The organism is Actinoalloteichus spitiensis RMV-1378 (genome assembly GCF_000239155.1).
In the GTDB taxonomy this organism is placed as follows: Bacteria; Actinomycetota; Actinomycetes; order Mycobacteriales; family Pseudonocardiaceae; genus Actinoalloteichus_B; species Actinoalloteichus_B spitiensis.
The window spans coordinates 1-12,161 of sequence record NZ_AGVX02000345.1; the positions used below are offsets into that span (position 1 = coordinate 1).

The 12,161-nt window shown below is 71.7% G+C and carries 9 protein-coding genes; 7 read left to right on the forward strand and 2 right to left on the reverse strand.

Translation table 11 applies throughout. The features are described 5' to 3' along the window. The first annotated feature begins 513 nt into the window (after positions 1-513). A complete protein-coding gene (locus ACTIDRAF_RS29125) occupies positions 514-1,485 on the forward strand; it encodes a Gfo/Idh/MocA family protein (RefSeq protein ID WP_016699657.1) in 972 nt (323 codons plus the stop codon). Further along, positions 1,475-2,560 (forward strand): zinc-dependent alcohol dehydrogenase, encoded by a 1,086-nt coding sequence (locus tag ACTIDRAF_RS0215570; protein ID WP_016699658.1) that lies wholly within the window; start codon positions 1,475-1,477, stop codon positions 2,558-2,560. Before ACTIDRAF_RS29125 ends, ACTIDRAF_RS0215570 begins: the two co-directional genes overlap by 11 nt. Before the next feature lie 170 nt (positions 2,561-2,730). On the opposite strand, the gene ACTIDRAF_RS0215575 is transcribed toward ACTIDRAF_RS0215570, so the two are convergent. Then, positions 2,731-5,037, reverse strand: a complete 2,307-nt coding sequence (locus tag ACTIDRAF_RS0215575) for a HelD family protein (RefSeq protein ID WP_016699659.1) — start codon at positions 5,035-5,037, stop codon at positions 2,731-2,733. 246 nt (positions 5,038-5,283) lie between these two features. On the opposite strand from ACTIDRAF_RS0215575, the gene ACTIDRAF_RS0215580 reads away from it, so the two are divergent. From ACTIDRAF_RS0215580 to ACTIDRAF_RS0215590, 3 genes are all read left to right on the forward strand, one after another. Beyond that, the gene (locus ACTIDRAF_RS0215580) at positions 5,284-5,694 is read left to right on the forward strand and encodes a DUF2267 domain-containing protein (protein WP_016699660.1); all 411 of its coding nucleotides are present in this window, start codon (positions 5,284-5,286) and stop codon (positions 5,692-5,694) included. 145 nt (positions 5,695-5,839) lie between these two features. After that, positions 5,840-6,511, forward strand: coding sequence for a GOLPH3/VPS74 family protein (locus ACTIDRAF_RS29130; RefSeq protein WP_016699661.1), 672 nt, complete (start codon positions 5,840-5,842; stop codon positions 6,509-6,511). Positions 6,512-6,706: 195 nt separating this feature from the next. Further along, entirely contained in the window at positions 6,707-9,214 is a 2,508-nt protein-coding gene (locus ACTIDRAF_RS0215590; RefSeq protein ID WP_016699662.1) for a DEAD/DEAH box helicase, read from the forward strand. Positions 9,215-9,411: 197 nt separating this feature from the next. On the opposite strand, the gene ACTIDRAF_RS0215595 is transcribed toward ACTIDRAF_RS0215590, so the two are convergent. Next, positions 9,412-10,080, reverse strand: a complete 669-nt coding sequence (locus ACTIDRAF_RS0215595) for a GntR family transcriptional regulator (protein ID WP_016699663.1) — start codon at positions 10,078-10,080, stop codon at positions 9,412-9,414. A gap of 194 nt (positions 10,081-10,274) precedes the next feature. Here ACTIDRAF_RS0215595 and ACTIDRAF_RS0215600 point away from each other — a divergent pair, with 194 nt between their 5' ends. Both ACTIDRAF_RS0215600 and ACTIDRAF_RS0215605 read left to right on the forward strand, forming a co-directional pair. Further along, the gene (locus ACTIDRAF_RS0215600) at positions 10,275-11,093 is read left to right on the forward strand and encodes a sugar phosphate isomerase/epimerase family protein (RefSeq protein ID WP_016699664.1); all 819 of its coding nucleotides are present in this window, start codon (positions 10,275-10,277) and stop codon (positions 11,091-11,093) included. 57 nt (positions 11,094-11,150) lie between these two features. After that, complete coding sequence (locus tag ACTIDRAF_RS0215605; protein WP_016699665.1) at positions 11,151-11,921, forward strand: SDR family NAD(P)-dependent oxidoreductase; 771 nt, start codon at positions 11,151-11,153, stop codon at positions 11,919-11,921. The last annotated feature ends 240 nt before the right edge of the window (positions 11,922-12,161 follow it).

Genomic DNA, 12,161 nt, shown 5'->3' on the forward strand with positions numbered 1-12,161 from the left:
CGGCGCCCGCCGCCACGGTGGGCGATGGGACGGCGGGCAGCGTCGACGCGGTGGGGAAGGGCGCGGCCGAGGGGCCGACCGGGGAACCACCGTTCGGATGCCCGACCGCCGGCCATCCGGAGCACGACCCCCGGGGACGAACGGACCCGACGACTGGTCACGCACAGCTACCACACCGCCGGGCCTTGACCAGCCAAGGTGACGCTGGGTTGACTGGCCCCACCGTCGATGGCGCGCACCCACGGCCGGGGCGGGACCCGTGACGGATGGAGCCGCGGTGAGAGCTGCTACTCGGCCCGCGCCCTGCGGCGGCCCCGTCGACCCGACGCGCATCCCGCGACGCGCCCGGGTCCGGGGACGCCGGCGGCCCGCGCGACCGGGGGCCCCACCCCCTCCTGGCCGGCGTCCGCCGTGGAGCCGGTCCGCGCCGCCGGGCCCGCCGGCCACCCGGTGGCACACCACGACCACCAGCCCGGAGCGCGGCCACCGGGCGCCGCGCGTGAGGAGGAAGCCATGACCGTCTCGGTGGGCATCATCGGAGCAGGGCACCTCGGCACCCGGCACGCGCTCAACCTGCTCGAGCTCGACGAGGCCCGGGTGGTCGCCGTGGCCGACACCGATGTCGCCCGCGCGGCCGACCTCGCCCGACGCTGCGACGCGCGGGCCTACGTGGACTACCGGGCACTGGTCGACGACCCGAGCCTGGACGCCGTCTACCTCTGCGTTCCCGCCCACGAGCACGGTGGCCCCGAACTCGCCGTCCTGGAACGGTCCCTCGCGCTCTTCGTGGAGCGTCCGCTCGACGTGGACCTGAGCGTCGCCGACCGCATCGCCTCCGAAGTGGACGCGCGCGGCGTCGTCACCGCGACCGGATGCCGCTGGCGATACCTCGACACCGTCGAACGTGCTGCCGAGATCCTCGCCGACAACCCGGCCCGGATGGTCATCGGTAGCTGGGGGACACGGACCCAGGAGGTGTCGTGGGAGGACCAGCGCCGTTCTGGCGGTCAACTCGTCGAACAGGCCAACCACCTGGTCGACCTCTGCCGGTTCCTGGTCGGTGAGATCGCCCAGGCCTGGGCCGTCGGCCGTCCGACCACGTGCCCTCCGGAACCCGACACCCCGGACACCTCGGCGGTGTCCCTGCGGTTCGCTGGGGGAGCGGCGGGAAGCTTCGCCGCCACCACCGCGCTGTCCAGCAACCCGAGCCCGGGGCTGCGCGTCGTCTCGGAAGGGCTCGCGCTCGACCTGCGCAGCACCCAGCTCGTCGTCGACCACGGTGGGCGGTGCGAGGTCCACGACGCCCAGGCCGACGCCGTGCTGCGCGCCGACCGCGACTTCGTCCGCGCGGTCGGGGGCGAGGAGAACCGCGTGCGCGCCCCCTACGGCGAGGCCCTGCGCAGCCACCGGGTCGCCGTCGCGGTGGCGGAGGCGACGCGGACCGGGGGTGCGGCCGACCTCAGGTGGCACGCTCATGCCCACTGAGTCCTGGCCGGTGCGGTCCCTGGGGGTGCGGGCACCGGGAGTGCCGGACTTCTTCGACTCCGTCGAGGAGGCGCTGGGGCCGGAGGAGTTCTGGGTGCGCACCCTGTTCAGCGGCCTCTCCGCGGGCGCGGAGGCGTCGTTCGTCGACGGAACCCATCCCTACCTCACCCACGGCTGGCACCGGGAACACGGTGTGTTCGTCCCCGGGCAGCCCGCCGCGGGCTACCCGGTGAGCCGCCTGGGATTCATGGAGGTGGCCGAGGTCGTCGAATCCCGGTCGCACGTCGTACGCCAGGGCGAGGTGCTGGCCATGTCCTACGGGCACCGCACCGGACAACGCTCCCGACGGGACTACTTCTCGATGCCGGTGCCGCCGGACCTGGACCCGGTGCTGGGGATCTACCTGGCGAAACTGGGACCGCTGTGCGCGAACGCGCTGCTGCACGCGGCACCGGCGCCGGCGGCTCGCCTGGGCGACGGGGTCCGGGACCGCAGGGTGCTGGTGACAGGGGCGGGCATGGTCGGCCTGCTGACCGCGCTCTTCGCGGCCCACCACGGCGCGGCCGTCGTCGTCGCCGACCGGGATCCGACGCGGTTGGCGGCGGCCCGGGGGCTGGGCCTGCCCACCGTCGACGAGACGGAGTTGCCCGCCTGGGAGTACTGCAAGAAGGCCTGGCGCCACGGCACCGTCGAGCGGGGCGCCGACCTCGCCTTCCAGTGCCGGGGCACCGGGGAGAGCCTGGCCACCGCCTTCCGCGCGGTCAGGCCGCAGGGAACGGTCGTCGACCTCGCCACCTACCACGCCGGCCTGACCGACGTGGACCTCAGCCACGAGTTCCACCACCACGGCTTGGTCCTCCGCAGCGTCCGCGCTGGCAGGCTGCCCGCGGGGACCGGCGCGGTCTGGGACCGTTCGCGACTGGCGGAGGAGACGCTGCGGCTGCTGCGCGCGCACGGCCGGGCCGTGCGGGAACACGCGATCACCCACGTCGTGCCGTTCGCCCACGGGGTGGAGGCGCTGTCCGCAGTGGCGGACCGGCGGGTTCCGACCGTGCAGGTGGTGCTCGAGTTCTGACGCCGCCCGGTGTCGGCCCAGCGGCGCCGGCTCCGAGGGGGGAGGACCGCCGAGGGGAATTCTACTCCGTTCGTCGCTTCAGTTCACATCGAAATAAACGTACCGCTCGGAACTGGCTCACCCCCGCCACCACGCGAGGAGCCCCCGACGGTGCCGGGGGCTCCTCGCCTCTAGTCCCGGGGGCGCAGCCCGCCCAGGCTGGGGGGGAGATCGGCGCTGTGCACCACCCCGAGCTGCTGGGTGGCCCTGGTGAGCGCGACGTACAGGTCGTTCGGGCCCCGGCTGGACCCCGCGACGATCTCGGCCGGCTCCACGACCAGCACGGCGTCGAACTCCAGGCCCTTCGCCTCTCCCACCGTCAGGACCGTCACCCTGCTCGTCAGCGCCTCCGGGCCCCCGCCTCCGGTGGCCGCGTCCGGCACCAGCGCGCGGACGGCGTCGCCCACCTCCTCCAGCAGCGCGGAGGGGACCAGGACCGCGACCAGACCGTCGCCGACCTCCTCCACCTGGGCCGCCGTCAGCGCCGCCGCCCGCTCGGCCAGCTCGGCGCCCGGCACCCGGACGCTCCAGGGGTGCGTGCCGGTCTCCCGGACGGAGCTGGGTGCCGCGAGCGTCGGGTCGATCTCCGCGAGGACCCCCGCGGCGACGGTCATGATCTCCGCTGGCGTCCGGTAGTTCACGGTGAGCTGTTCCAGTCGCCACCGGTCGTTGACGTAGGGTTCGAGCACCGCTCCCCATGAACTCGTGCCCGCTGGGTCACCTGTCTGGGCGACGTCGCCGACCAGTGTCATGGACTTGCTCGGGCAGCGGCGCATCAGCATCCGCCAGGCCATGTCGGAGAGCTCCTGCGCCTCGTCGACCACGATGTGCCCGTAGGTCCAGGTCCGGTCGGCGGCCGCGCGTTCCGCGGTGGTCTCGAACCGCCGTTCCTCGTGGCGGTCGGCCAACAGGCGGGCGTCGACGATGTCGGTGGCGCGCAGCAGCTCGGGGTCCAGCTCCTCCTCCAGCTCCAGGATCTCCAGGACACCCTGTGCGTAGGCGAGCTCCCGCCGGCGCTGGTGCGCCTCGCGTTTCCTGGCGGCTCTGTCGTCCTTGCCGAGGAGTTCGGCCGCTTCGTCGAGCAGGGGGACGTCCGCCGGCGTCCAGCCGCCCGCCTTGGGCCGCAGCAGCAGGGCTCGCTCCTCGTCGCTCAGCTTCGGAGCGGCGCGCCGCAACCGCTCGGGCGAGGAGAACAGGTCGGAGAGGAGCCGCTGGGGGGTGAGGTTGGGCCAGAGCTCGTCCAGCGTCTTCCGCAGCTCGGTGTCCTCCTCCAGCTCGGACCTGATGTCGGTGAGGTCGCCCCGTTCGAGCAGGTGGCTGCCGAGCCGGTCGGCCATCTGCCGGGCGAGCGCGGCGATGACCTCGCGGACGAAGATCTCCTTGGCCTCGTTGTGCGGGCGCCGGGACCGGCGCGCACGGGTCCTGGCCTGCGTGACGATCGCCTTGTCCAGGACCACCGGCTCCATCTCCACGGTCAGCTCGACGGGCTGTCGGGGTACGAGCTGACGGTCCTTGATCGCCTTGGCGACCACCTTGGCCATCTCCGCCCGACCCTTGATCTCCGCGGCCGCGACGGACTCGCGTCGCGTCGCGCTGACGCCCGGGTAGAGCTTGGCGACGGTGGACAGCAGGACGCCGGTCTCCCCGAGCGAGGGCAACACCTGCTCGATGTAGCGCAGGAAGGTGGGGTTGGGCCCGACGACGAGGGTGCCGCGCTTGGCGAGCTGGTCGCGGTAGGTGTAGAGCAGGTAGGCGGTCCGGTGCAGGGCGACGGCGGTCTTGCCCGTCCCCGGTCCGCCCTGCACGACCAACACACCGTTGCGCGAGGAGCGGATGATGCGGTCCTGCTCCTGCTGGATGGTCGCGACGATGTCCTTCATCCGACCGGTGCGGCTCTCGTCCAGCGCGGCGAAGAGCGTGGCCTCGGCGGTGAGCGAGGAGGAGGGCCGGTCGCCCCGGGCGGCTGTGACGTCGAGGACCTCGTCGTCGACCGCCTTCACCGTCCGGGCGACGGTGCGGATGTGGCGGCGCATCAGCACGCCCTCAGGGGAGGCGGCGGTGGCCGTGTAGAAGGGGCGAGCGGCAGGGGCGCGCCAGTCCATCAGGAGCGGCGCGTACTCGTTGCCCTCGTCGAACAGGCCCAGCCGGCCGATGTAGTTGCGCTCTCCGGTGTCCAGGTCCAGCCGCCCGAAGCACAACCCGTCCTCGACCTCCCGGAACCGGGACAGCCGCTCCGCGTACATCCCCGCCGACACGTCGCGTTCCCAGCGTTCCTGGGGGTTCTCCGGGTCGTTCTCCCGCAGGACCGTGGCGTGTTTGTCGGAGGCCTCGTAGCGGAGCGCGTCGAGTCGCCCGTAGAGCATGGACACGTAGTCCTGTTCCGCGCGGAGCTCGGCTCCCCGGCCGTCGGTGTCCGCGTGACGCGAGGTGCTTGACAACGGTCTCCGTCCCTTGCTAGTTTGTCAGGGCGTTGCCCTCAACGCTCCACTTTCTGCTGTGCAGGGTGTTGAATCTTAGCAGAGGGCGCTTCGTGTCAAGTACCGCTGCCTCCCGTGGTGGGCAACGATCACGCCACGCGGTCCACCTCGTCGTGCTCCCGTCGGAGCGGATCCGGCGTAACGCCCCGTCGGGTCGGGTAACCCCCCACTGTCGGAACGGCGACAGCCAGGCAGGAGGTGGGGCGGATGCGACACGACGAGTTCATCGGCGCCGTTCAACACCGGGCGCGCCTGTCCAGTCGGGGGCAGGCCGAAGGCGTCACACGCGCGACCCTGGAGACCCTGGGGGAGCGGATCCCCGAACCGCAGGCCGAGCACCTGGCGGCTCAGCTGCCCAGGGAGATCGCGGTGAGCCTTCGTCGGACCATCACCATGGGGGGCGCCGGGTCGGGCGAGCGGTTCGACCTGGACGAGTTCACCCGCCGGGTCGCCAACCGCGCCGGCGTGGACCCGCCAAAGGCGGTCTACGACGCGCGGGTGGTGTTGGAGGTCCTCGGTGAGGCCACACAGGGGGAGACGCTGCACCGCGTGCGCGACTCCCTGCCGGAGGAGATGCGCGGGCTCATCGACGCGGGGAGCAGTGGTCGGATGGCCTGAGATGTCCGGAGACCTGGTGCGAACCGGTGACGGTGGCGGGTGAGCGGTCCCGTTCCCGCGCGGATGCTGGTTGAATGGTGCGCTATCGAACGAGGGTGCGCCGTCGACACACCTCAGGCGCGGAGCACGAGGACGGGAGACGAGAGTGCCGCCCACACCGCCACTGCCGGAGACGCTTCCCGGGCGCCTGTTGTTGGCGTGCTGCGACACCCGGTCGAACCGGTTGGACAGCAGGCAGGTGGTGGGGTACCTGTTGCGGGCCGGTGCCCTGACCGAGCTCCTGTTGGCGGGCCGCCTCGTCGACTCCCGGGGGCGCGTCTCGTGCCTGCGTGCCCAGCGCACCGGTGACCCGTTCCTGGACGGCTTCCTGCGGGAGATCGCCCAGGAGCGGCCGCGTGCCTGGAAGACGTGGGTGCGCCGCCGCCCCCGCGCCGCGGTCGACGAGGTCGCGGGGGCGTTGGAGGAGAACGGTTACCTGCGTCGAGGTCGCGCTCTCGCGCTGGGCGTCTTCCCGGTCGAGCGCGTGGTCGTGGGGAACGCCGAAACCGTGACGTCGTTGCGCGAGCGTGTCGGTCGGGTGCTGCGAGGGGCCGAGCCAGTGGAGCGGGTGGACGCCCTCGACGCGGCCATGGTGTCGTTGCTGGCGGCCGGCTCCGTGACCTCGGTGGTACCCCGGCGGGACAAGCGCCAGCACAAGCACCGGCTGGCGGCCCTGACCGAGCGCAGTGGCGAGGCCGCCCCGGCGCTGCGGCGGGTGCTGGCGGACATCCAGGTGGCAGTCGCGACCGGAGCGGCGGTGGCCGTCCACGCGAGCTGAGGTGGCCGAGCGATCGCCGCTCCGGCAACCGCGACCCGCTGGCTCAGTGTGCTCGATTCCTTCAGTGTTGGATGAAACCAATCGACCGGCCGTCCACCCTGCCCACCACCACCCGCACCACAAGCCATCGCGTCGGACGCCGACCAGCACCCCGGTTCCCGACGCCCTCCGAGACGAGGCACGATCCACACCACCATGAGACTCAACGACCTGCTGCCGAACGACCCCGACCCCGACACGCTCTTCGAGTCCTTCGCGACCTGGGCCTCCGACCGGGGGACCGAGCTCTACCCGGCTCAGGAGGAAGCGCTCATCGAGGTCGTTTCCGGGGCCAACGTCATCCTCAACACCCCGACGGGGTCCGGTAAGAGCCTTGTCGCTGTCGGCGCCCACTTCACCGCGTTGGCCGGGGGAGTCCGCAGCTTCTACACGGCCCCGATCAAGGCTCTCGTCTCGGAGAAGTTCTTCGACCTGTGCGCGATCTTCGGTCCCGAGAACGTCGGGATGATGACCGGTGACAGCAGCGTGAACGCCGACGCGCCGATCATCTGCTGCACGGCGGAGATCCTGGCCAACATCGCCCTCCGGGACGGGGACCGGGCCGAGGTCGGCCAAGTGGTGATGGACGAGTTCCACTTCTACTCCGAGCCCGACCGGGGGTGGGCCTGGCAGGTGCCCATCCTCGAGTTGCCCCAGGCCCAGTTCCTGTTGATGTCGGCCACCCTCGGCGACGTCAGCAGGTTCGAGGAGGACCTGACCAGGCGCACCGGTCGCTCGACCGCGGTCGTCGCTTCGGCGGAACGCCCGGTGCCGCTGTTCTTCCGCTACGTCACCACACCCCTGCACGAGACGATCAGCGAGCTGCTGTCCACTCACGACGCACCCGTCTACGTGGTGCACTTCGCGCAGGCCGCGGCGCTGGAGCGGGCGCAGTCGCTGATGAGCATCAACGTGTGCACGAAGGCGGAGAAGGCCGCGATCGCCGAGATGATCGGGGGCTTCCGGTTCGCCCCCGGATTCGGCAAGATCCTGTCCAGGCTGGTGCGGCACGGGATCGGCGTCCACCACGCGGGCATGCTGCCCAAGTACCGGCGGCTCGTCGAGCAGCTGGCGCAGGCCGGCCTGCTCAAGGTCATCTGCGGCACCGACACGCTCGGCGTCGGCATCAACGTGCCGATCCGCACCGTGGTGTTCACCGCCCTGAGCAAGTACGACGGCGTGCGGACCAGGATCCTCCGCGCCCGCGAGTTCCACCAGATCGCGGGGCGGGCGGGACGAGCGGGGTACGACACGATCGGCACCGTGGTCGTGCAGGCCCCCGACCACGTCGTCGAGAACGAGAAGGCGCTGGCCAAGGCGGGTGACGATCCCAAGAAGCGCCGCAAGGTCGTGCGGAAGAAGCCGCCGGAGGGGTTCGTCACCTGGAGCGACGCCACCTTCCAGAAGTTGACCGAGGCGCAGCCCGAACCGCTGCATTCCAGCTTCCAGGTCAGCCACTCCATGCTGCTCAACGTCATCGACCGCCCCGGCGACGCCTTCGCGGCGATGCGGAAGTTGCTGGAGGACAACCACGAGGACCGCCGCCGGCAGCTCCGCCACATCCGGCGTGCCATCGCGATCTACCGCGCGCTGCTGGCGGCGGGCGTCGTCGAACGGCTCGACGAGCCCGACGAGCATGGCCGACGGGTCCGGCTGACCGTGGACCTCCAGTTCGACTTCGCCCTCAACCAGCCGCTGTCCCCCTTCGCGCTGGCCGCGATCGAGCTCCTCGACCGCGCGTCTCCCGGGTACGCGGTGGACGTGGTCTCGGTCATCGAGGCCACGCTCGACGATCCCCGGCAGGTGCTCTCGGCGCAGCAGTTCAAGGCCAGGGGAGAGGTCGTCGCCGAGCTCAAGGCCGAGGGGGTGGAGTACGAGCAGCGGATGGAGTTGCTGGAGGAGGTCACCCACCCCAAGCCGCTGGCCGAGCTCCTCGACGCGGCCTTCACCACCTACCGGCGTGGGCACCCGTGGGTCGCCGACCACGAACTGTCCCCGAAGTCCGTGGCCAGGGACATGTACGAGCGGGGTATGGACTTCGCCGACTACGTCGCCTTCTACGGTCTGGCGCGCTCCGAGGGGCTGGTCCTGCGGTACCTCGCCGACGTCTACAAGGCCCTGCGGCAGACGGTGCCGGAGGACGCCAAGACCGAGGAGCTCAACGACTTCGTGGAGTGGTTGGGCGAACTGGTCCGGCAGGTCGACTCCAGCCTGCTCGACGAGTGGGAACGGCTGGTCAACCCGGTCGACCCGGGAGAGGCCGCCGCTCCGGTCGTCGAGCACACGGCGCCGCCGGTCACGGCGAACCGGAGGGCGTTCCGGGTGCTCGTGCGCAACGCGCTCTTCCGCCGGGTGGAACTCGCCGCCCGACGCCGGTACCACGAGCTGGGCGAACTCGACGGTGGCGCGGGGTGGACCGCCGAGGCGTGGCAGGACGCGCTCGAGCCCTACTTCGAGGAGCACGACGAGATCGGCACCGGTCCCGACGCCCGAGGACCGGCTCTGCTGGTGATCACCGAGGAACCCGGCAGGTGGCTGGTACGGCAGATCTTCGACGACCCCGCCGGTGACCACGACTGGGGGATCAGCGCCGAGGTGGATCTGGGGGCGTCCGACGAGGAGGGGACGGCTGTCCTCACGGTGACCTCGGTCGACCAGCTCTGACCCGACCTGGTGGCGGGAGGCCGGTGGGGTCGCGGCCTCCCGTGCCCCGGAAGAGCTTCCGGGGCACCGCCGGACCCCGGGCGCTCGGGCTCGCCGGGTGGGGTGTGCGGGCTGGAGGCGCGCCTTGTCGACAGGTCGCGGTCCGCGGTCCGCTGATCCCCACGCGGTCCGGCGGCTCGGCGTCGCGGTGGGACGGCTCAGGCGTCGAGCAGGGCGACGATGCGCTGGGCGGCGTCCATCATGTGTTCGCGCACGACCTCACGCCCCCGTGCGGCGTCTCCCGCCTCGATGGCGTCGACGATCGGCTGGTGCCGGTTCCAGTCCATGTTGCGCAACGCCAGTTCGGGCCCGGCGCGGGTGATGGTGGCCCTGGTGAGGCCGGAGATGTGGGACCAGGACTGAGCGAGCGTGGAGTTCCCGGTCAGCTCGCACATCCGGGTGTGCAGGGCCAGGTCCGCCTCCGCGAGGTCGTCCAGGTCGTCCCCGGCGTCCCGGAGGTCGGCGAGTGCCGCGCGCAGTTCCCGCACGATCTCGGTCCTGTCGGGTGCGGAGCACAGCGTCTCGACCGCCAGGGCCTCCAGTGCCCCGCGGACGGCGAAGATGTCCATCACCTCGGACCGGGTGAGCGAACGGACGAGTAAGCGGCCCCGTTCGTCGGCGGCCACCAGTCCCTCCTGCTCCAGGTGCCGCAGGGCCTCGCGCAACGTCCCCCTGGACACCGACAGCGCCTTGCTGAGCTCCGTCTCGATCAGGCGCGTGCCCGGGGCCAGCTGGCCGCTGCGGATCGCCTCCCGAAGCCGTCGCAGGCTCTGTTCGCGCAGCGTCTGCCGTTCGACCCCGTTCAGAGCTGGAACGTCCAGTGACACGTGACCTTCTACCCCCTCGCGCCGATGAGCGACCTCAACCTTAGCGGACATGTTGGCATCAAATTTCAGTTGACTGTTGACGGTCGACAGAACGACGACGTTTACTGTGCGCCACACGTCCGGGTGGAGGTAACTCAATGGTTCCAATGGAGGAGCCGGGTAGCAATCACGGTGCGTCACCGACGTCTCCGAGGTTGGGCTGCTCGACGATCTCGTTCCGTCGCCGCGCGCTGCCCGAGGCCCTCGCGGTCATCGACTCGCTCGGCATCGGGGGCATCGACCTGGGCGGCTTGCCCGGCGTGTGCGACCACGTGCCGACCCCGCTGGTCGACGAGGGGCCGGCCATCGCCGAGGTCGTGCTGGCGAGCGGCCTGACCACCTGGGGTCTGAACGTCGACCCCGGCCCGCTCAACGACCCCGCCCTGGACCGCGACACGCTGGTCCGGCGGGCGACCCCGCTGGTCGACCTCGCCGCCCGCCTGGGCAGCCTGCTCATCGTCCCCTGCGGTGCCCAGTCCCGAGCTCCCTTCACCACCGAGACCGGTGATCTCCGCCGCATCGCCGACGGCCTCGCCGTTCTCGCCGAGCTCGCCTCGGCGTCCGGAGTCCGCGTCGTCACCGAGGGGTTGCACCACTTCCGGTTCTGCCACTCCGCCGAGCGCGCGCTGGCCCTGCTCGACCTGGTGCCCACCGAGGTCGCCGGTTTCGTCTACGACGTCAGCCACGTCGTGGCCAGCGGGACCGACGAGATCGCCTTCGCGCACCGGGTGGCGGACCGGACCGAGCACGTCCACCTGCGCGATGCCGTTCCCGAGACCACCAGCGGTCCCGGGGACATCAACCTGAGCATCGGGCGGGGTCGCGCGAACTTCGCCGCGGTGGTCGAGGCGCTGGAAGGCCGGGGCTACCAGGGGCGGTACGTCCTCGAGCTGGAAACCCACGACGTCGACGAGGCCGACCGGGTCCCGGTTGCCGCCCAGGCCCGCGACATCATCGCCGGCCTCCTCACCTGACCACCCGGGCCGCCCGGGCACCGCACGACACCAAGTGAAATCCGTAGGAGAAGCACCGTGAGCCAGAACAGCACCGCCCGCACCGCGATCGTCACCGGCGCCGGTTCCGAGCGCGGAATCGGCCGGGAGACCGCCAGGTACCTGGCGGCCGCCGGCTTCGCCGTCGCCGTGCTGGACATCGACGGGGACGCCGCCGGCCGCACCGCCGCTCTCGTGAGCGAGGAGTACGGGGTGCCCGCCGTGGGTGTCGCGGCCGACGTCACCGACCGGGGCGACGTCGACCGGGCCGTCACCGAGGTGGAGAACTCGGACCTGCCCCCGGTCGCCGCGCTGGTGAACAACGCCGGCATCACCCGGCCGACCCGGTTCCTCGACATCGACGAGGCCGAGTGGGACCTGGTGTTCAAGGTGAACGTGACGGGAACCTACCTGGTCACCCAGCGGGTGCTGCCCGGCATGATCGAGCGGGGGTACGGCCGGATCGTCAACCTGTCCTCGGTCTCGGCGCAACGCGGCGGCGGCGTGTTCGGCGGCTCGCACTACTCGGCCGCCAAGGCAGCCGTGCTCGGCCTGACCAAGGCCCTCGCCCGGGAGGTCGGGCAGCACGGCGTCGTCGTCAACGCCGTCACCCCCGGGCTGATCGACACCGACATCACGGCCGGGGCGATGACGCCCGAGCGCAAGGCGCGGATCGTCGCCGACATCCCCGTCGGCCGCAACGGTCGCACCCAGGACGTGGCCGCCACCATCGCGTTCCTCGCGGGCGAGAACGTCGGCTACATCACCGGCGGCACCTTCGACATCAACGGTGGCTCCCACATCAACTGACCCGCTCCGGTCCTCCCGCTCCACCGTCGGGCTCCACCGCCCGACCAACCCGCCGCCGACGTCGCGGCCCAATCCCATCCAGCTGACCTCAGCGACATCTGACTCAGCGACACACAAGGAGGTGTGTGGCACGGTGCGAGCCACCCAGAAACCGAGCGCGAAGCGCTGGCGGCGGGCGCTGTGGGCGTTCCCGCTCGCGGCGGCGCTCCTGGCGAGCGGCTGCGGGGTCGGCGACGACTC